The 20,541-nt window shown below is 61.4% G+C and carries 17 protein-coding genes and 1 pseudogene; 10 read left to right on the top strand and 8 right to left on the bottom strand.

The window, feature by feature from the left end; all coding sequences use genetic code 11:
- The first annotated feature begins 40 nt into the window (after positions 1-40).
- A complete protein-coding gene (locus GOB90_RS04565; protein ID WP_146887971.1) occupies positions 41-604 on the top strand; it encodes a TetR/AcrR family transcriptional regulator in 564 nt (187 codons plus the stop codon).
- A 146-nt stretch (positions 605-750) separates the two neighbouring features.
- Here the strand turns inward: GOB90_RS04565 and GOB90_RS04560 are convergent.
- The 4 genes and pseudogenes from GOB90_RS04560 to GOB90_RS04545 form a co-directional block, all read right to left on the bottom strand.
- A pseudogene (locus GOB90_RS04560) lies at positions 751-849 on the bottom strand (IS5/IS1182 family transposase); the annotation flags it as partial.
- Positions 850-1,028: 179 nt separating this feature from the next.
- On the bottom strand, positions 1,029-2,930 hold the full coding sequence (cysC, locus tag GOB90_RS04555) for an adenylyl-sulfate kinase (protein WP_146887973.1): 1,902 nt from the start codon (positions 2,928-2,930) through the stop codon (positions 1,029-1,031).
- 33 nt (positions 2,931-2,963) lie between these two features.
- Positions 2,964-3,758, bottom strand: a complete 795-nt coding sequence (gene cysD / locus GOB90_RS04550; protein ID WP_146887975.1) for a sulfate adenylyltransferase subunit CysD — start codon at positions 3,756-3,758, stop codon at positions 2,964-2,966.
- 52 nt (positions 3,759-3,810) lie between these two features.
- On the bottom strand, positions 3,811-4,497 hold the full coding sequence (locus GOB90_RS04545; RefSeq protein WP_146887977.1) for a phosphoadenylyl-sulfate reductase: 687 nt from the start codon (positions 4,495-4,497) through the stop codon (positions 3,811-3,813).
- 236 nt (positions 4,498-4,733) lie between these two features.
- Between GOB90_RS04545 and GOB90_RS04540 the strand changes: the two genes are divergently transcribed.
- On the top strand, positions 4,734-5,339 hold the full coding sequence (locus GOB90_RS04540) for a glutathione S-transferase family protein (RefSeq protein ID WP_146887979.1): 606 nt from the start codon (positions 4,734-4,736) through the stop codon (positions 5,337-5,339).
- Positions 5,340-5,386: 47 nt separating this feature from the next.
- Here the strand turns inward: GOB90_RS04540 and GOB90_RS04535 are convergent, their stop codons facing one another.
- Positions 5,387-6,265, bottom strand: coding sequence for a methyltransferase domain-containing protein (locus tag GOB90_RS04535; protein ID WP_146887981.1), 879 nt, complete (start codon positions 6,263-6,265; stop codon positions 5,387-5,389).
- Here GOB90_RS04535 and GOB90_RS04530 point away from each other — a divergent pair.
- The 7 genes from GOB90_RS04530 (at position 6,251) to GOB90_RS04500 (ending at position 12,974) form a co-directional block, all read left to right on the top strand.
- On the top strand, positions 6,251-7,171 hold the full coding sequence (locus GOB90_RS04530; protein WP_373322146.1) for a ComF family protein: 921 nt from the start codon (positions 6,251-6,253) through the stop codon (positions 7,169-7,171). The two genes, GOB90_RS04535 and GOB90_RS04530, sit on opposite strands and share 15 nt — an antisense overlap.
- Before the next feature lie 122 nt (positions 7,172-7,293).
- Positions 7,294-7,563, top strand: a complete 270-nt coding sequence (gene grxC, locus GOB90_RS04525; protein ID WP_146887984.1) for a glutaredoxin 3 — start codon at positions 7,294-7,296, stop codon at positions 7,561-7,563.
- Entirely contained in the window at positions 7,560-8,060 is a 501-nt protein-coding gene (locus GOB90_RS04520; RefSeq protein ID WP_146887986.1) for a DUF1178 family protein, read from the top strand. The genes grxC and GOB90_RS04520 overlap by 4 nt, the downstream gene beginning before the upstream one ends.
- Complete coding sequence (locus tag GOB90_RS04515) at positions 8,008-8,637, top strand: DUF2147 domain-containing protein (RefSeq protein ID WP_242011782.1); 630 nt, start codon at positions 8,008-8,010, stop codon at positions 8,635-8,637. Before GOB90_RS04520 ends, GOB90_RS04515 begins: the two co-directional genes overlap by 53 nt.
- Positions 8,638-8,721: 84 nt before the next feature.
- Positions 8,722-10,020 (top strand): lactonase family protein, encoded by a 1,299-nt coding sequence (locus GOB90_RS04510; protein ID WP_146887988.1) that lies wholly within the window; start codon positions 8,722-8,724, stop codon positions 10,018-10,020.
- 133 nt (positions 10,021-10,153) lie between these two features.
- Positions 10,154-10,630, top strand: coding sequence for a DUF2946 family protein (locus GOB90_RS04505; protein WP_146887991.1), 477 nt, complete (start codon positions 10,154-10,156; stop codon positions 10,628-10,630).
- Positions 10,631-10,811: 181 nt separating this feature from the next.
- On the top strand, positions 10,812-12,974 hold the full coding sequence (locus GOB90_RS04500; protein ID WP_373322148.1) for a TonB-dependent receptor: 2,163 nt from the start codon (positions 10,812-10,814) through the stop codon (positions 12,972-12,974).
- Between the two features lie 54 nt (positions 12,975-13,028).
- Here GOB90_RS04500 and GOB90_RS04495 read toward each other — a convergent pair whose 3' ends face one another.
- Both GOB90_RS04495 and GOB90_RS04490 read right to left on the bottom strand, forming a co-directional pair.
- Positions 13,029-15,656 carry a TonB-dependent receptor plug domain-containing protein gene (locus GOB90_RS04495; protein ID WP_173571922.1) on the bottom strand — a complete coding sequence of 876 codons (2,628 nt, stop codon included), beginning with the start codon at positions 15,654-15,656 and terminating at the stop codon, positions 13,029-13,031.
- 533 nt (positions 15,657-16,189) lie between these two features.
- Entirely contained in the window at positions 16,190-16,537 is a 348-nt protein-coding gene (locus tag GOB90_RS04490) for a DUF3147 family protein (protein ID WP_146887995.1), read from the bottom strand.
- Between the two features lie 131 nt (positions 16,538-16,668).
- On the opposite strand from GOB90_RS04490, the gene GOB90_RS04485 reads away from it, so the two are divergent.
- Positions 16,669-17,652, top strand: coding sequence for a zinc-dependent alcohol dehydrogenase family protein (locus GOB90_RS04485; protein ID WP_146888090.1), 984 nt, complete (start codon positions 16,669-16,671; stop codon positions 17,650-17,652).
- Between the two features lie 12 nt (positions 17,653-17,664).
- Here the strand turns inward: GOB90_RS04485 and GOB90_RS04480 are convergent, their stop codons facing one another.
- Positions 17,665-20,244 (bottom strand): HWE histidine kinase domain-containing protein, encoded by a 2,580-nt coding sequence (locus tag GOB90_RS04480; protein ID WP_146887997.1) that lies wholly within the window; start codon positions 20,242-20,244, stop codon positions 17,665-17,667.
- Between the last annotated feature and the right edge of the window lie 297 nt (positions 20,245-20,541).

Below are 20,541 nucleotides of genomic sequence, written 5' to 3'. Positions count from 1 at the left end.
GTCAGTTGGTAGATTTGATGATGACGTAACAGGGAGTGAGATGAGTTTAAGTTCAAAAGAAGCCATTCTTGCAGCGGCCAGACGTGCGGCCCAGGCGCATGGCTATGGCGGCCTGAATTTCCGCGATCTGGCCGAAGAAGTGGGGATCAGGGCTGCGAGCATTTACTACCATTTCCCAAGCAAAGCGGATCTTGGTGCAGCAGTGGCAAAACGTTACCGGGAGGATACGGCAGCTCGTCTCGAAGCCATACAGGCCGAAACTGCTGATCCGCTCCTTTGCCTGCATCGGTATCCGGAGATATTCCGCCAGTCGCTCGAGAACGGAAACCGGTTATGCCTCGGCAGTTTTATGAGCGCGGAATATGACGACCTGCCGGAAATGGTGAAGCTTCAGGTTCAGGCCTTTGCCGATGTGAATATGGCATGGTTGAGTAATCTTCTGTCCGCGACGGGTGTGGTTAATACCCGGATGGCTGAACAAAGGGCTCGCGCCATCTTCGCTGCGATCGCCGGGGCTCAGCTCATGGCCAGAAGCCGGTCGGATATTTCGCTTTTCGACGCACTGATCGAAAGTTATCGGCAGGCAGGCCTTCTGCCTGCGTAGAGAATGCAGTGCCCGGTCAGCACGTTCACGATGAATGTCAGGTCCGGAAGGTATGATGCACTCTGGACGGGCAGAGCGGCAGCGTTTCCAGGCATGAAGCCCGCGAAGGCGGTGATGTGCGTTACAGCAAGGGTTGAGACGCATCACTCATAGTCTTTCACGAGCCTCCTGCATTGCGTTGGCCATGCGAAGGATCTTTCCACAATCCACTGTCGGGGCAGAAGCATAAAATCCCGCTTTTCCTGATTTAGTCATGCGATTTCGAGAGTGATATTCCGCCGTGTCCGATTATGGGAACCGCAGAATTTGTCTTGCAGGACTGTAAACGGGGATCATCGCTAATATTATAAGAAAGGGGGGAAGGGGCTGTGGCCCCTTCCGGGTGCAGGGCAAAGCCCTGCGGACTGTCCCGTTTCCGGTGGTATCAGCGGATTTTGCTGATGATGAAGTCGGTCAGTTTTGTGGCGTTCTGCGTGGCGTCGCTCTGGTCGGCGGCGATGCGGAGGTCTGGCTTCTCCGGGGCTTCGTAGGGGGCGCTGATACCGGTGAAGTTTTCGATTTTGCCTTCGCGGGCGGCGCGGTAGAGGCCTTTTGAGTCGCGCTGTTCGCAGGTGGCGAGGCTGGTGTCGATGAAGACTTCCCCGAACTCTTCGCCGATGATTTTGCGGGCGAGGGCGCGGTCGGCCCGGAGCGGGGAGATCAGGGCGACGAGGACGACGTGGCCGTTCTGAGCGAGGATTTTCGCGACTTCGGCGGCGCGGCGGATGTTTTCGTGGCGGTCGGCTTCGGTGAAGCCGAGGTCACTGCACAATCCGGTGCGGAGGGTGTCGCCATCCAGCACGCAGGCGTCGATGCCGTCTGAGTAGAGCTTCCGTTCTGCGAGGCGGGCGATGGTGCTTTTACCGGCGCCGGAGAGGCCGGTGAGCCAGATGACGCCGGGTTTATGGCCTTTGCCGCGGGCGCGTTCGCTGGTGCTGACTTCGCCGCCGGACGGGTGGATGGCGTGGGTGCCTGCGGCGAGTGTGGCCGGGCCGAGGAGGGGGGCGCCGCCGACGATGCGCTGGTTGCGATCGACGAGGACGCCGCGACCGTCGGATGTTCCGGGGCAGAACGGGTCGAACTGGATGGCTTCACCGGCGACGAGGGTGATTTCAGCGAAGCCTTCGGGACCGACTTCATCGGCCTGCTGTTCGGTCAGGTCGTCGAGGCGCAGGACTGAGTCGATGGAGGCGACGGTGACCTGGTGTTCGGCGGTGGCGAGGCGGAGACGGAAACTCTCGCCTGTGCGCAGGGGTTCCTGACGGAGCCAGAACAGGTTGGCGCGGATCCGGGCCGATTTTTCCGGGGCCTGGGCGGGTGCGAAGAGGAAGTCGCCGCGGGCGGGGATGACGTCGGGTTCCAGCACGAGGGCGACGGATTCACCGGCGCTGGCGTTGTCGCGTTCCGGGGCGTTCCAGCGTTCGATGCTGGCGACGCGGGCGGTGCTGCCCTGGCTGCCGATGGTCAGTTCGTCGCCGACGCGGACGGTGCCGCGTTCGATGCGGCCGACGACGTAGCGTTTATCCTCGAAGCGGTAGACGTCCTGGACCGGGAGGCGGAACGGGAGGGTGGCGCGGATGTTGCCGTCCGGCACGGCGGCGAGGGCTTCGGTGAGGACCGGGCCTTTGTACCATGGCGAGCGTTCGGAGCGGCTGGCGATGTTGTCGCCGTCGCGGGCGGAGGCCGGGATGAAGAGGGAGGGGGTGAGTTCGAGCTGGGCGAGGAGGCTGGTGACGGACTGCTCGACGGCGCGGACTTTCTGCTCGTCGAAGTCCAGCAGATCGACTTTGTTGAGCAGGACGATGATGTGACGGATGCCGATCAGGCGCAGCAGCATGGCGTGGCGGCGGGTCTGTTCCCGTGCGCCTTCATTGACGTCCACGACCAGGACGGCGGCGTCGGCGTCGGCGGCTCCGGTGATCATGTTGCGGAGGAACTGGCGGTGGCCGGGGGCGTCGACGATCACGAACTGGCGGTTGCCGAGGCGGAAGGGGATACGGGTTGAATCGACGGTGACGCCCTGATCGCGCTCGATCTGGAGGCTGTCGAGGAGGAAGCTCCACTCGATGGTGAGGCCGCGCTTTTTCGAGGATTCGATGATCTGCGCGACCTTCCCTTCCTCAAGGTTGTCGGTGTCGTAGAGGAGGCGGCCGATCAGGGTGGATTTGCCGTGATCGACGTGGCCGACGATGACGATGGGGGTTGCGGATTCAAGTGCGACGTCGCGGTCGATCGGGTCGATGATGGTTGTGGCTGCCAGAAGTTCGGCTGATGATGTTTTGCTCATGTTTTTTATTCCGTCGTTCGCTGGTTCTGGTGCTCAGAGGTAACCGGCGACGCGGAGCCGCTCGAATGCATCTTCGGATTCATGATCCATGGCGCGACCGGCGCGCTCGGATGTACGTGTGGTCTCAAGCTCGGTGATGATTTCGGCGAGGGTTGAGGCTTCGCTGTTGATGGGCGAGGTGATGTCCTGGTCGCCGAGCGAGCGGTAGCGTTTACCGTTTTTCGAGAAGTAGAGATCGACGATGGGGATGCCTTCGCGCTCGATATAGCGCCAGATGTCGATTTCGCGCCAGGCGAGCAGGGGGTGGACGCGGATATGGACGCCGTCCTCGTGCGGGGTTGCGTACTGGTCCCAGAATTCCGGTGGCTGGTTGCGGATGTCCCATTTATGGGAGGCACCGCGCGGGCTGAAGACGCGCTCCTTGGCGCGGGTGCCCTGTTCGTCGCGGCGGATGCCGGCGATGACGCCCTGGAGCTTATGCTTTTCGATCATGGCGGCGAGGCCGGAGGTTTTGCGGGCGGCGGAGCGGGCGGCGGGTGGCAGGGTCGGGTCCATTTCCTCGACGGGGGGGCAGTATCCGAGCTGGAGGTCGAGGTTCCATTTCTTTGTGTATTCGTCACGGAACTTGTACATTTCCGGGAATTTCTTCTCGGTGTCGACGTGCATGACGGGGAAGGGGACGCGACCGAGGAAGGCCTTTCGGGCCAACCAGAGCATGACGTTGGAATCCTTACCGAGCGACCACAGCATGGCCAGCGGTTTCAGCTTCCGGTGTGCTTCGCGGAGGATGAAGACGCTTTGCGCTTCAAGCTGGTCAAGATGATCCATGGTCGGGAGAACCTTCTGTTGTCAGGTCGTGTTTGATGGCCGTGTTATCGGGTCAGGCGGGTTTATGGATACCGCATTCGACCTTGTTCTGTCCCGCCCACCGGCCGGCGCGCGGGTCGTCATTTTCGCCTGCCGGACGTGTGCAGGGCTCACAGCCGATGGAGGGGTAGCCCTTCAGGCTGAGCGGATTACGGCGGAGGTTGCGGCGGGTCATTTCGGCGTCGATGTCCTCGGCGGTCCAGTCGGCCAGGGGATTTATTTTGATCCGGTCTTCGCCATCGGGTTCCACGACTTCCATACGGTGCCGTGTGGCGGCCTGCGAGCGTTTGCGGCCTGTGATGAGGGCGGAGAACGGCAGGGTAGCGAGGTTGAGGGGCTCGACCTTGCGGAGCTGGCAGCAGGCGTCGGGGTCGAAGGCCCAGAGCTGTGAGGACGGATCGCGCTGTTCGAGCGCCTTCGGGGCGGGAGGGATGTCGCGGACGTTTGTCAGGCCGAGATCGGCGGCGAGATCGCGGCGGTATTGCAATGTTTCCGGAAAGTGCATGCCGGTTTCGAGGAAGAGGACCGGGATCGCGGGGTCGATTTCGGCGGCGAAGGCGAGCAGGAGGGCGGATTCCGCGCCGAAGGAGGAGAGGACGGCGACTTTGCCCGGCAGCGTGGAGCGGGCGGCGCGGAGGATGGCGCGCGCGTCCGTGCCGGCGCTGCGGATTGTTTCGATCTGGTGTTGTGTGACCGTCATTTCAGACTTTCACCGGGGGTTGTGCGACCGGGGCATGTAATTCACCGGCTCCATGTAAGACTTTGCGGGGGTTGTATCAAGGGATGAACGATTGGGGGGCGTGTCGTTGTTAGTGACAGTATCTTAATTCACGATTGTTTGTTGTGGTTCATATGTGTCAGGCTGCCGGTTACCGGACAGACGCTGCCGTCCGATCAGCCTGGCGGACGTTTGTTCTGTTTATTCCGGAGGTTTCCATGAAACTCTATTACAGTCCGGGTGCCTGTTCGCTGGCATCGCACATCATCCTCAGAGAGACGGGGACGTCTTACACGCTGGAGAAGGTGGATCTTCAGAAGAAGGTGACTGAGGCGGGGCACGATTACTGGAAGATCAATCCGCGCGGGGCGGTGCCGGCGATTGAGATTGAGCCGGGGGTGGTTCTGACGCAGAATCCGGCGGTGCTTCAGTATATTGGCGATCATTCGGATGTTGCGGCGTTCAGGCCGGCTTTGGGGTCCATGGAGCGGGCGCGTCTGGAGGAGGCTCTGGGGTTTTGTGGTGATCTGCATGTTGCCACGGGCGCGCTTTTTGCGTCGGATCTGGCCGGAGAGGCGAAGGAAAAAGTTGTGAAGGGGCTGAGGCGCCGGCTGGATCAGCTTGAGACATTTCTGAGTGCGGACCGTGATTACTGGCTGCCGTGGGGTTTCACGCAGGCGGATGCTTATGTGGCGGTGATTCTGGGCTGGCCGGGGCATATGGGCGTGGATATTTCGGGGCACAAGGTGGCCTGGGCGCTGAAAGAGCGGGTGATGGCGCGGGATTCGGCGCGGGCGGCGATGAAGGAAGAAGGTCTGATCTGACCGGTTTCCGGGTTTGTTCCGGCGGGGGCTTCGGGCCGCTGCCGGAGCTATTTTCGGCTGCTGTCGTCATTCAGGACATCGTTCAGGGAGGTTGTGAACTGGCCCGGGGCGAGGGGTTTGGGTTGTGTCGGGGCGGGAGCCCATGCGCTGAGGATGGCCATGTGGAGGGGCGTTTCGATGGTGCCGTCCGCGCTGGTGTGGCGTTCCGCGAGCAGGGACAGGGCGGCGGGGAACAGGGCCGTTGAAGGTGTACGCCGGTCGCGGAGGGTGACGGCGTTGGTTTCGCCGGCGGCGCGGAGGTCGCGGAGCAGGGCGAGGCCGGAGCGGTAGCGGATATCCATGGTTTCGGCGTCCACGACGGGCAGGGCGAAGCCGGCGCGCTGGAGCAGGGCCGCGCAGTCCCGCAGGGCCGGGAAGGGCGAGACGCGGGGGGAGACGCCGCCGCTGATGGCGAGTTCGGCTTCGCTGAAGCTGTCGCGCAGTTCCGAGAGGGTTGGCAGGACGGGAATGCTGGCGAGGAAGAGGCCGTCGGGTTTCAGGGCGTGGCGGATCTGGGCGAAGGTTCCGGGCAGGTCGTTGACCCAGTGCAGGGAGAGGTTTGCGACGATCAGATCAAAGGTGCCGGCTCCGAAGGGAAGAAACTCCTCATCGGCGCAGACGGCGGGCGGGGTGGCCTGACGGGCGATTCTGAAAGAGAGATCGGTGCTGATGACTTCGATGTTCCGGGCGCGGAGACCGGGGAGGGTGGCGCCGCGTCCCCCGATGTCGAGGGCGAGGGGGAAGGTGCGGGTCAGGTCGTCGAGGCGTTCGAGCAGGCGGTCGGCGGCTTCGTCGAGGATGCCGGAGACGCTGCCGAGCGTGCGTGCGGCGCGGTCACGGTGTAGCCGGACAGCGTTCCGGTCGAATGTGACGTGATCATTCTGCATGATGTGCAGCATGTGCGCCTGCGCGGGCTTTGTGCCAAGAGTGACGGGGGCGGAATGGCGCGAATGTGTGGGCGGGAGCCGGGCCGTCGGGGGCGGATGATGGAACTGATGATCGGCAGAGCGGGGCTGAGGCGGGGGGCGGCGAGGTTCGGCCGGTTTGTGCTTGATCTGGTTCTGCCGCCGACCTGCTCGGCGTGCGGGACGGAGGTGGATCAGCCCCATTCGCTGTGTCCGGACTGTTTCATGCGGGTGCATCCGATCGGTCTGCCGCGTTGCGATCAGTGCGGGGTGCCGTTGCTGTCGGATTGTCATCTGGGGTTCGATGCGCGGTGTGTGCGCTGTGAGCGGCATCCGCCGCCGTGGTCGAAGGGGCGGGCTGCTTATGTTTATGACGAGGGGTCGCGCGATCTGATTCTGGCGCTGAAATATGCGGACAGGACGGAGAATGCGGGTGTTCTGGCGCGGCAGATGATCCGGGCGGGGGGCGATATTCTGGAAGCGGCGGATATTCTGGTTCCGGTTCCGGTGCACTGGCGACGGTTGATTCAGCGGCGGTATAATCAGGCGGCGCTGCTGGCGCGGGCTGTCGGGTCGTTATCCGGGGTTGCGGTGCTGGTGGACGGGCTGAAGCGGCCTCATGCGACCAGCCGGCTGGCGGGGTTTTCGGCTGAGGAACGGGCGAAGGAGATGCTGGACGCGATTGAGGTGAAGGCGTCGCGGCTGGAGCGGATCAGGGGGCGGCATGTGGTGCTGGTCGATGATATTCTGACGACGGGGGCGACGGCGAAGGCCTGTTCGGTGGCGTTGCTGGAGGCGGGGGCGGCCTCGGTTGCGGTGCTGGCGGCGGCGCGGACGGTGCCGCTGGAGAGTGAGGATGCTGACCTGCCCGAGGGCATGGAAGAATGACGTTGCGGACGCGGTGCGTGGCTTCATTCCGCGTATGACAGATGTTCAGGACGTGATAGGATTGCTGTGACAGGGTTCAGCGTCACGCCGAACAGTAATTCTGAACAGATAGCCGGATGATTATGGCCAGAGTTGAAATCTATACCCAGCCCGGATGTCCTTACTGCATTCGCGCGGTTGCGTTGCTGGAAAAGAAGGGTGTCGCTTTCCACGAGATCAATGCGCCGCACGGGACGCCGGAGCGTGTGGAATCGCGGGAGCGGTCGGGTGGCCGCACGACGGTGCCGCAGATTTTCATTGACGGGCAGGCGATTGGCGGGTGCGACGATCTGTTTGCGCTCGATCGCCGGGGTGGGCTGGACCCGTTGCTGCATGTCAGTGGAGCGTCATGATTCTCTACAGGCTTCGTTGTGTCGGCGCGCATGAGTTTGAGGGATGGTTTCGCGATTCCGGAGCGTTTGAGGATCAGGCGCGGCGGAATTTGCTGACCTGTCCGTTTTGCGGCACGGCCGGGGTTGACCGGGCGCTGATGGCGCCTGCGGTGCGGACTGCCCGGGTGGCTGAAGATCGGGCAACGGAAGAGCGCGCGACTGAAGAGAAGGCGCCGGAACCGGAGACGGCTGTTACCCCGGTGCCGGTGGCCGCGCCGGCTGACGGGGCGCCGGTTCCGGACGTGCTGATGGCGGCGCTCCGGCGATTGCGGCATAATGTTGAGACGACATGCGAGAATGTTGGCGACCGGTTTGCTGACGAAGCTCTTCGCATTCATCGTGGTGAAGGGGATGAGCGGGGAATTTATGGCAGTATGTCCGGGGAGCAGAAGGAACTTCTCGAGGATGAAGGCGTCGCAGTACAGGCTCTCCCCTGGGTTTCGCGGGCCGATAGTTGAGATGGCGGGGTGCAGTGGTCCCGGTTCAGCCGGAAAGGCGATGCAGGTGAAGATGGATTCTGCTCATGGGCAGGCAGGAGAGTCGTTTCGACGGGCCGTCGCTGTGTTGCGGTGTCTGGCTGCCGGAATCGGGGCGGTTCTTTTTCTGACGACGGGGCTGGCTTATGCCGATCCCGCGCCGGGGGTGCTGCCGACGTCGGGGCCGGAGTTTGGTTACTGGCTCAGCGAAAAGCATGACGGGGTGTTCCATATCGCGCGGTGTGGCGAGGTGCTTTGCGGCACGCTGGTCGGATTGCTGTATGGTCCGACGGAGCCGGTGCCGAAGAGCCGGGACGGGCGGTCTGAGTGCGGTCTGACGATGCTGACCGGCTTTACACCGATGTCTGACGATCCCGGGCGCTGGGCGGGACGTATTCTCGATCCGGATACGGGAAATGTTTACCATGCCCAGATATGGTCGCCGCAACAGGATGTTCTGAAGCTGCGGGGCTATGTCATGATTCCGATTTTTGGAGAAACCCAGACCTGGACCCGCTATACGGGAACAATCGGCGCCGCCTGCCGGATGCCGCAATAACAGACGCCACGGAGGCGGGACATCGGAGTATCCGGTGTTCTGTTTCCGATCAGGCGCGATAAAAATAAGAGGCTATTCGCGGTTATGACAAAGACATTCGGTCGTCGTCTGTTCGGTCTTTCGGTTGCCGGCGCCGGCCTGACATATGTTCTGAGGCCGGCTTTTGCTGATAATGCTCCGACCCCGCCTCCGGCTCCTATTCCCAAAGGGGCGCTGAAACAATCGACGCCTGAGGCGGCGGCCCGCAAGTCCGGGCCGCGGACGCTGTGTTATGTCGGCGGCTACACGAAACATGGTCCGCCGGACGCGAACGCCAAAGGGATCACGCTGTTCGAGATGGACACGACGTCCGGCGTGCTGACACAGCTTGGTCAGGTGACTCCGACGGACAATCCTTCGTTTCTCGCGCTGTCGCCTGACCGGCGGTTTCTTTATGCCGTGAATGAGCTGGAGGAGGTTGGTCCGGAAAAGGGCGGCGCGGCCACGGCTTTTGCGATCGATCAGCATACCGGTGTGCTGACGAAGCTGAACACGGTTCCGAGCGGCGGGGCCGATCCGGCGCATTTGAGTGTGCATCCGTCTGGCCGTTATCTGCTGGTTGCGAACTATACCAGCGGCAGCGTGTCGGTGATTCAGATCGAGGCGGATGGAAGTCTGGGCGCGCGGACGGATCTTGTGCATGATTCCGGCCCGAAAATGCCGGAACGCGCGGCTGACAATCCACCGGGAAATTATGCGGTAAGCGACCATTCCGGGGCGCATGCGCATATGATTCAGGCGGATATGGCGGCGAAGTTCGTTCTGGTCGCGGATGCCGGGCTTGACCGGGTGTATGTCTGGAAGCTGGATCTGGAGAAAGGCGTTCTGGTTCCGGCGGCGAAGCCGTGGTTCGATATGGAGCCCGGTTCGGCGCCGCGTCATTTCTGTTTCAGTCTGGACGGGAAGGTTATCTACATTCTCGGGGAACAGAATTCCCGGATTGTTGTGGCGGATTACGACACGAATACCGGGGCGATCTCGCCCAGGCAGACGGCGGCGACGGTGACGGGTCGTTTCCGCGGAAGCACGATCGCGGCCGAGATCATTCTGCATCCGAATGGAAAGTTCCTTTATGTGACCAACCGGATCGGTGATTCGATTGCGTGTTTCCGCGTGAAGAGTGATGGTTCGATCGAGCTGTTCGACGAGGTGTGGGAGCACGCGGATTATGGCCGGGCGCTGAGCTTCGATCCGACGGGGGCGCATATGTTCGTGGCCAACCAGCGCAGTGATTCCATCACGGCGTTCCGTGTGAACGGCGAGACCGGGGCGCTGGACTTTACCTGGAACTTTACACCGGTCGGGACGCCGACGGCTTTTGCGTTCGTGACGCTGGAGGGCTGAGCGGGCGCGATTTCTTCGGAGCAGGTCTGGAGTACGCCGTAGTCACTTGACCGTGAGGACGTAAGGGACCAGGTCTGTTTGTCAGGGCGGATACGCCGCACCTGTAACGGAAGGCAGGCTGTTCGGTCTTTTTATGACTGTTCCGGTTATTCCTGCGACACGGATGCGTTGCGTCCGCTGGTTGATTGTCGCGCTGACACTGACGGGTCTGCTGGGGCAGCTTGCCCTGCAGGGGCTGGCGCTGCCCGGCGATACGCCGCGCGCGACGATCCTGCGGCTGACCGGCGTTGATATTGCTCCGGTTTCTGACGGGGCGGTTTCCGACAAGGTGGCGCGTGAGAGCGCGGCGATGTCGTCTTCGATGGCTCATCATCACCATATGATGATGGCTGGTGAGGCGGGCCATCATAAGGCGCATCATCAGCATGACGCAGGCTGTGCGCTGTGTCCCCTTCTGATTATTTTTGGGGTTATTCTGACGGCCGCGCCGTTTCTGCCTGTTCTTTCCTCTGCTTTTCTGTCGATGCGCCGGGTATTTGCACAGCCGCGCGCGCCCCCTGTTTTTGTGCGGTTTCTGCCGCCCCAGCGCGGGCCTCCTGTTCTGATCTGATCGCTTTTGTTGCCACCTGTTCGCTCCGGCCTGTCTTCGGGTTTTGCGACTGTGTGGCCTGACTGCTTTTCAGATCATGACAGGGTTTTTCATGTACGGATTCAGCCGAAGGCGGAGCCTCCTGTGCTCCGTGTTCACGGTCGGACTGGCGTTTGCCGGTGTGGGATCGTTGTTTTTTTCGATGTCGGCGATGGCTCAGACGACGCAGCCGGTGGTTTCAGGGGCTGACGGTGGGGGGGCGGTGACGCAGGTTCCCGCGATGGCGGGCGGGGCGAAGTCTTCGACGGCGATGAAGATGATGTCCGCCGTAAGATCGTCAGCGACGGTGACGGGGATTGAATCGCATGACAGGGAATATCTGTCGGTGAATGGTATTCGGGTGCCGTCGGTTCACAGCGCGGATACGACGTCGCTGTTTCGGCGCAGTCTTGGTTTCAGCACTTATTCGGCCGGAGGGGTTTCGGCGCTGCCTGTTCTGAACGGGTTTGCGGATGACCGGGTGGCGACGATTGTGGACGGGATGCGGATTGAGGCGGCCTGCCCGAACCACATGAATCCGGCGCTGTCTTATATCGATCCTGATTCCGTATCTAAGGCGGTTGCGACGGCGGGGATTACGCCGGTCAGCATTGGTGGCGACAGTCTTGGCGGGACGATTGAGGTTGAGCGTCGTGATCCGCTGTTTGCGGAGCTGGGAAAGGTGCTCGTTACGGGACGCATGCGGGGTGATTATCGCAGCAATGGTGGCGGGTCGGGGGCGTCCGGTTCGATGACCGTGGCGAACGATCTGCTGAGTCTGCGGTATTCGGGCTCGTATTCTCATGCCAGCGACTATCATACCGGCGGGGATGGCAAGCAGGTTCGCTCGACGAGTTATCTCAGTTTCAATCATGCGGTGACGGCGGGGCTGAAGAAGGACAATCATCTTGTTGCCATTACTTTCGGGCAGCAGGACATTCCTTATGAGGGATTTCCGAACCAGTACATGGACATGACCAATAACCGGTCGACCTATGTAAACGGCAAGTATAAAGGCGATTTCGACTGGGGGACGCTGGAGGCGCGCGGGTTCTGGCAGCGGGTCGATCATGCGATGGACATGATGAGCGACAAGGGCGGACATTCCTCGACGACGGGGATGCCGATGGACACGGATTCCCGGACGGCGGGCTATACGCTGAAGGCGACGATTCCGCTGGGCCGGAATCATACGCTGCGGCTTGGGAGCGAGTTCGAGCATAACGGGCTGAACGACTGGTGGCCGCCGCTTGTCGGCAGCACGATGATGGGGCCGGACACGTTTCACAACATCAATAACGGGCACCGGGACCGGCTCGGGCATTACGTGGAGTGGAATGCGCAGTGGCTGCCGCGACTTTCCACGGAACTGGGTTTCCGGAATGATCTGGTCATGATGAATACCGGGCCTGTCTCGCCGTATTCCTGGACCAGCATGATGTCGGCGGCGGATGCGGCTGCGGCGCAGAAGTTCAATGCGGCGTCACGGGGGCGGACGGACACGAATTTCGACGTGACGGCGCTGGCGCACTGGCATGCTCTGGACAGTCTGATGATTGAGGGCGGGTATGCGCGCAAGACGCGGTCGCCCAATCTGTATGAGCGGTATGCCTGGGCGCAAGGGGCGATGGCGACGAGCATGATTGGCTGGTCTGGTGACGGGAACGGGTATGTTGGCAATCTGAAGCTGACGCCGGAGGTTGCTAATACGGCGAGTTTTACGGTGACGTGGCATGATCCGGTGGATCATGCGTGGGAGGTGAAGGTTCAGCCTTATTACACCTACACACATCATTACATTAATGTTGTTCGGATCGGGGAGCTTACGAACGGGCTGTCGAAACTACAGTTTGTAAATCACGATGCGCAGACTTACGGGATCAACGCTTCGGCGGCGCGGCAGTTATGGAAGACGGCGGCGTTCGGGACGGGGGAGATCCGGGCGAATGTGAACTGGGTCCGGGGGCAGGATCTGGTCAATCATTCGGGGCTTTATCATCAGATGCCGACGAATGGCGTGGTGAGCCTGCATGAGACGTTTGAGAACTGGACGGGGCGCGTTGAGGTCACGCTGGTCAAATCGAAGAGCACGGTTGACTGGATTCGCAATGAGCCGCGGACGCCGGGCTATGCGTTGCTGGGGCTTGGGGGGAGCTACCGGTGGCGGAATCTGACTCTGGATGCGAGCATCGAGAACGTTTGCAATCAGAAGTATTATCTTCCGCTGGGCGGGCTCTCGCTCGGGGATTACAAGGCGACGGGCGTGCTGTCCCCGCTGGCGGGAATGGGGCGGTCGTTTAATCTGAGTCTGAGCGCGTCGTTCTGAGGTTTGTACAGGAAACGGGGAGAGAAGCTGGCTCTCTCCCCGTCCGGTGTGTCTTCAGAAGGAGGCGTTGATGCGGCCGTAGTAGTAGCCGCCTGTCATCGGGATCTGCTGGGAGGCTGAATCATAAGGCTCGGCCCCGAGATAGTTGATGAGCGAGTTCATCCGGCGTGGACGGACGTTGAAGATGTTGTTGACGCCGACGGCAAGGTGCCACTGCTTGTTGAAGCGGTAACCGACCTCAAGATCCGTCAGCCAGTGCGGCGAGTTGACGAATTTTTCAAACTGAGTGACCGAATACTGGAGCGCGGTCGGTGCCCAGTCTTCATAGCTCATCATGTCGGTCGTCTGGCCGTAACGGGTCTGACGGATGTTCACGTCCCAGTTATGATACGTGTAATACGCGTTCAGGATGATCTTGCTGCGCGGGTAGGCGGTAGTGATGTAGCCGATATTCTGCGCGTTCAGCAGTTCGTTTCCGGTACTGCCGATCCCGTTATGATGCAGCCGCGTCCGGTTGAGGGCGATCTGCATGTTCAGCATCAGATTGCCGTACTGGTGCAGGTGGAATGTGTAATCGGCCTTGATGTCGACGCCCTGGGTGCGGGTGCTGGCGCCGTTGGCGAGGTAGTAGGCGCTGACGGCACTGGCCGAATATGAGTTGGCCGGAAGCGAGAACCCCATGGATTCAATGGCCGAGATGGCGGCGTCGCCGTTCACCGTGCCGCCCTGGACGATACGGTCGCGAATGTTGATCTGGTAAACATCGGCCTCGACATGGAACCCGTCGACCGGCTCAAGCACGATGCCGCCCGATTCACTGGTCGAACGCTCCGGTTTCAGGCCGGGTGAGCCGAGCGCTTTTGCCGATGATGAATCCGCCGCCAGCATGCCGGAAGCGCCGGTCGGTGTGACATTCATGGCACTGAAGTGTTCTTCGGCCAGTGTTGGCGCGCGGAAGCCGGTGCTGATCGTGGCGCGCACGCCTACACGTTTGGTGAAATCATACCGCGTTGAGATCTTGCCGTTGGGGGTATTGCCGACATCGGTGTAGTGCTCGAAGCGGCCCGCGAAATCCACTTCCCACTTCCTGGTGAAGTGGAAGTCGCCGTCCATATACCAGGCCCAGATGTCACGATACCATTTGCCGGCGTTCTGCGGCGCAAGGCCTGCGTAACCCTGCGTGCCGCCCAGGGCGTAGGATGTCGGATTGCCTGCCCAGATCTGGTAGGATTCCATGCGCTGTTCCATGCCGAAAGCCAGCGTCATCGGAACGGTATGGGCGATGTTGAAGTGGCGACGGAAATCCAGATTGTTCGTCCACTGTGACATGGCGTAGCTTTCGGCCCGCGCCTGTGTCGGGCTCCAGCCGCATCCTGCCGAAGAATAATAGCTGCTCGACGGGCTGGTCGAGCAGGTTGACTGCAACATGCCGGTGTTGATGGTGTTTTTGTTGCCGATCTTGTCGTAGTCGGAGCCGTAGGTTGAGGACACGTCCCACTGGAAACCCAGGAGGTGATCGCCCTTCGCTCCGACTGTCGCGGCGTAATCGTTTTCCTCGATGGTTTCGAGCGGTGAGAAACCGTAAGGATAATAGGATTCGGCAACACCGTCGCCGACATTCGGGACGCGATAGTTTTCGTAGGACTCGGCGTGACGGTGGCCGTAGGTGATGCTGCCGTAGAATTCAGCATCCTCGTTCACGGGCTTGCCCCATTCGAGGCCGAAATTCTCGCGGGTTTCTTCCGGCGTGCTCTGGATCTTATTTGACGTGCTCGGGATGGAAGCCGTTGAGCTTGTATAGCTTGCCGCATCCGCGTAGGACGGCTGGTTGCCGCTCAGGCGGTGATCGTGCACGCCTTTCGCCACGAAATGGTCGGTGTGGTACATCTGGCCGAAGAGGTGCAGATAGCCGTCGTCACCCAGTTTCATGCCGCCGTCGGCGTTGAACTGGTATTGCCAGCCGTCGCCGTTATAGGCGTTTGCGCCGGTCTGGGCGCTCATGTTGACGCCGTGATTTGTTTTCTTCGTGATGATGTTGACCACGCCGGCGATGGCGTCCGAACCGTACATGGCCGCCGCGCCGTCTTCCAGCACTTCGATATGGTCGATCATGTTGGCGGGGATCATGTTCAGATCGACGCCGGTCGCGCCGAAGTTCGGGCCGGAATCCGCTGTGATGTTCGCGGTTGTATGACGGCGTTTGCCATCGACAAGGACGAGAACTTCGTTGGAGCTGAGGCCGCGCATGTGGATCTGGGACACCAGAGCCGCCGCGTCGCCGCCCATTGTTTCCACGTTGATCGACGCATAAGTGCGTGTCAGCGCGTCGGCCAGGTTCACCATACCGGAACGTTGCAGGACGGCGCTGGAAACAACCGTGACCGGGCTGATGCTCTGCCGTGCCTTACGGTTTGAACTGTGCGTTCCGGTAACGATGACGGCTTCGTTGGCGTCGGAATTGTACTGGGCCGGTTTGAGGGCTTTTGCCTTTGCCTGCGTCGTGGTGGCGGGGGCCGCTTTGCTGCCGACGGGCGTGGTGTGGTGCGCGGTATGGGTGCGACTGGCTGATGTGGAGTGAACTGAAGGGGTCTCGCTGGTCGTTGCGGCTTTGCCCTGAGAGGCGAAACCTGCAATCGGGAAGGCCAGAATAGTTGCGGCCAGAAGACGGTGGCGGGATGTCATAGTTCTGATCGCTCTCCACTGCTTGCGGGTTTTGTCAGGGCCAGGGCCGCTGATTTGTTGTTGATCCGTAAAATTGCCTGTTCGAAATAACCTGGCCAGATCGTGTAACAGTTTTGTTTCAGTTTTATCAATTCAGGCGGGTGTTTTTTTTTCCGTTTTCAGACTGTCTCTTTTTGACAACAGTTCTGAACGGGCGGGGCGGATGACGAAGGCTGTCTTATTTCATTTCGATATAACAATAAAATTAGTCGGTGACTGGCCGGGGGTTTTACCGACGAGCCTGCTGATGGTGGTCGGGATGTCAGCCGTCAGGCGGGGCTGTGCTCAGGCGACGTGCGCGGTTCCGTGACGGGAAGGAAGTGCCGGCCCCGCGGGCTGAACGGTTTACGCCGGGTTGTTGTCGATACCGGTTCGGGCGCGGCTGAGAGAATGGTATCTGTTTTTGTGGCGATGGCGGGTCCGGGCTGTTCAGCGTTTCCCGGGTTCCGGCGTTTCTGACGGTCTCTTTTTGCGGGTCGGGAGGCTGACTGTTTTCAGAGTGAGTATCCTGCGCGGCGGGCGAGCCAGATGGTGGCGAGGTACAGCACGACGGTGACGACGCAGCCGATGAGGAGGGCCGGATAGAAGGGGATGTTCTGACGCATGAGCCAGGGGATCAGGAGGAACATGGGCAGGGAGGGAATGACGTAGAAGAAGGTGGCGGAGACGTGGGCTTCCATCTTTTCGGCGTCGTGCGTTTCCTGCCACAGCCAGAGCATGCCGAAGACGGAGATGAGGGGCAGGGAGGCGACGAGGGCGCCGAGGGCCGGGAAGCGGCGGGCGATTGTGGAAATCAGCGCGATGAGGAGGCCGGACAGGACTGTTTTGAGGAGGAAGAACATGGAGAAAGAATACGTCTTTGCTGTCCGGATGTCTCCGTGTTGTATGGCGATTGATTATGATCATTTTCCGTCGTCCGTGATGTGGTCTAGCCTGTGGTCTGTTGCTCACCAGACCGGACGGGAGCCCGATGATGTTTGCCATGCAGCTGAAAAAGCCTCGCACGCCGCTTGAATGGGTGGAGGTGCCGGACCCGGAGCCGGGGCCGGGGCAGATCAGGGTGAAGGTGCTGGCCTGCGGGGTCTGCCGGACGGATCTGCATGTGGTGGACGGCGATCTGACGCATCCGGCGCTTCCGGTGATTCCCGGGCATGAGATTGTTGGCCGGATCGATGCGATCGGGCCGGGTGTGACGGATCTCAGGATGGGCGAGCGGGTTGGGATTCCGTGGCTCGGGCATACCTGCGGGCATTGTCTGTACTGCGATGAGGGCAAGGAGAATCTCTGCGATCATCCGCTGTTTACCGGTTATACGCGCAATGGCGGGTATGCGACCCTGGCGGTTGCGGACGCGCATTACACGTTTCCGCTTGGGGAAGGGGGCGACGACGTTTCGACGGCGCCGCTGCTTTGTGCGGGGCTGATCGGGTGGCGGTCTCTGACGCATGCGGGGGACGGGAAGAAGATCGGGCTGTACGGGTTCGGGGCGGCGGCGCATATCATTACGCAGGTGCTGCGCTGGCAGGGCAGGGAGGTTTACGCCTTCACCAGTCCGGGGGACACGGAGAAGCAGGCTTTTGCGCGGTCACTGGGCGCTGTGTGGGCGGGGGGCTCGGATGAGGCGCCGCCTGAGCTGCTGGACGGGGCGATTATTTTCGCGCCGGTGGGGGCTCTTGTTCCGGCGGCGCTGAAGGCGATCCGCAAGGGGCGCCGCGTGGTTTGCGCGGGCATTCATATGAGTGAGATCCCGGCGTTTTCTTATGATATTCTCTGGGAAGAGCGCGAGATTGTCTCGATAGCCAATCTGACCCGGCAGGATGGCATCGATTTTCTGTCTCTGGCGCCGAAGATCGGGATCAAAGTCACGACGACGCCTTATCCGCTGAAACAGGCCAATCAGGCGCTGGATGATCTGCGGCACGGGCGGTTCGACGGCGCGGCGGTGCTGGTTCCCTGACCGGGAGAGGGGTCAGGACGAAGCAGGACCGGCGGTTGTGTCGCGGGGCGGCAGCAGAGCGCCCAGGGCGGCGATGACCGAGGCGGGGCCGTAGGGTTTGCGGATCACGGTGACGTCCTGGAATTCGTCGGGGATCATGGTTCGGTCCATGTAGCCTGTGGCGAAGATGAAGGGGACGTTCGCGTCGCGCAGGCGGCGTGCAAGGCCGACCGACGTTTTGCCGCCCAGATTGACGTCGAGGATGGCGGCGTCGGGCAGTCTGGCTTTTATGGCTTCCAGGCCGGTTTCGACGGACGAGACCGTGATGACCTCGGCCACACCGAAATCGTGCAGGGTTTCCTCGACTTCCATGGCGATGAGAAGCTGGTCTTCCACCAGGAGAATACGGGCGCTGGTGAGGTCGTTTGACGGATCGGGAGTGTTTTTCCCAGGTGGTTGTTTCGGGGCGGTGGTTTTTTCTGTTTTGTTCGCGGCGTCCGGGTGACTGGCGAGAGAGCCAAAGATTTCGGGGATCGAGACGCGGATCACAGCGCCTTCGGGTCTCAGATCGCGGGAGGCCGTGCCATTGAGTTCGTGGCTGACGGCGCGGTCGAGCAGGACGGAGCCGAAGCCGGTGCGGGAGGCGGGTTTTACGGGGGGACCGTCCGTTTCCGTCCAGAGGATGTCCCACATTTTTGTCTCCGGATTGTGGGTCCAGGTGACGGTGAGTCTGCCTTCACGAATGGAGAGGGCGCCGTATTTCGCGGCGTTTGTTGCGAGTTCGTGGAACAGGAGGGTCATGATCGAGAGGGCTTTGCCGGGCACCCAGAGATCGGGGCCATACAGGGTGATCGTGCCGGGTTGCAGGCGGTAGGGGGCGAGTTCGGCTTCGAGCAGGGAGCGCAGGAGGCCGCCGTCGCTGGCGCGCGAGACCTGATCATGCGCGGTGGCGAGGGCGGCGATGCGGCCTCTGAGCGCGATGAAGTGGTCGGCGAGGGAGCGACCGGGGGGTGGCGGGCGGCTGACGAGGGACTGGACCACGGCGAGGATGTTTTTGACGCGGTGGCTGAGTTCGTCGTTCAGCATGCGTTGCCTTGTGTCGGCTTCCGCGCGTTCAAGCAGTTGCTGCTGCCGGTAGGCGCCCATGACTTCGATGAGGGCGGAACGGAGCTGTTCGGCGGCTTCCTCGTCTTCGATGGTCCATGAATCGGCGCGCCCCTGCATGCTGGTGAGTTGCGGGGGGATGTTGATGTTTTCGGGCGATGTCGGCAGCGAGATGATGGCGGGACGGTTGATGACGCGGACGACTTCGCGGCGGAACACGAACATGTAGTCGCCCGGTCTGGGGGAGATCGGGATGATCATCAGGCCGGCGATTTCGGGAATCAGAAGTCCGAGAACGGGGTTTTCGGCCGGCAGACATTCGGTTGTCCAGATTTCGGATCTGGCCCGGACATCGGCTTCCGCGACCAGGGTGTCTGTGGCTTCCCGGGACAGGGTGTTTCGGAGCTGTGTCCAGTCCTGATTGATCCATACGGCGATATCGTCGCAATCGACGAGGGACATGAGGCTGGAAAGCTGGGAGCGCACGTAGGAGGGAATGTCGTGCCGGGAGGCGGCGTTGTGCAGGAAGTGCTCGATCAGGGCGTGGGCCCGGGTTGTGACTTCGAGGCGCTGTGAGCGGATGAGGGCGGCGATCTGGAGGGAGACGAACTCGCCGATCATTTTTGCGATGGCGCGTTCGTCCAGGGTGACGATCCTGGGCTCGTAGTGGCGGCAGGCAATCATTCCCCAGAGCGTGTCATCCACGATAAGCGAGATCGCCATCGAGCCTCTGACGCCGCGCGAAACGAAGTAGGACCGGGCGACCAGGGAGATTCCGCGCAACTGGGCGAAGGACATATCCAGGGGCGGCAGGTCCCCGGGTTCGACCAGGGGGATCTGCTGCGCGATGACGTCCGCGACGACGCGCACGCGGGTACGGCGATAGTGGCTGGAGGTCAAAAGGGAAATATCTTCGGTTGACAGATAGTGCCCGTCGAAGCTGCTGAGATCCGGACGTTTCGCTTCGGCGACAACCCGTGGCATGCCGTTCCGGTCGAAGCGGTAGAGCATCACGCGGTCGTAGCCGGAGACGTCTCTTATTTCCCGCACGACGGCTGCAAAGAGAGTCTGGAGTTCTTTTTTGTCCCGCAGGCGGTCGATTACCATGCGGAGCTGCGAGATCAGGCGACCGCTATCTCCGGGTTGTCCGGCGGGTTCGAATTCGAGGATGAGGTCATCGCCGGCGATATGAACCGCCAGATCCATTGCGGCGCTCCGGGGGGGCGCTGTGTCGAACAGGAGGGCGGGTCTGCCCAGTTGCCGGCTTTCTTCCATGGCTGAAAGAATGTCTTTCAGCAGGGCGGTGCCGACGCAGGCTTCGAGCGGGGCGCCGATGGAGAGGGTATCGTCGGAGAGGAAGGCGGGGGCGTTTTCGGAATAGCGCCGGAGGAGCAGCGCGGGCAGAGAGAAGGCGAGCAGGCATCCGCGCGGCTGGATCACATCGGGGGACGAGAGGGCTGCGAAGTCGCCTGCGGTCAGATCGGAACGGCCGAATTCAACGATATCCACACCACCGCTCCTTTATTTTTTTCATTAAAAAACCGCGGGCTTCCCTGTCGGTGCGGGAACCCGGAAAGCCGTAGTATTTATCTTCTGTTCTGACAATTTCTGTCGCTGTGTAACTGTAGCATATATTTCTGCGGGTCATCGGTATTTTCTGACTACGGAATCGTTGCAAAAATAAGGCAGCAATGAGGCTGCCACGCATCCGTGGGGGAGGCTTCGGGCGGGCATATATTTCGTCTCCGGAAGCATGATCGTCAGTGCAGGGCTGTCCTGCGCTGAGGGATGCGGAAACATCTTCTC

Source organism: Acetobacter oeni (assembly GCF_011516825.1).
Lineage (GTDB): Bacteria > Pseudomonadota > Alphaproteobacteria > Acetobacterales > Acetobacteraceae > Acetobacter > Acetobacter oeni.
Note: the sequence above shows the minus strand (reverse complement) of the source record. Positions and strands in the feature narration are given on the sequence as shown.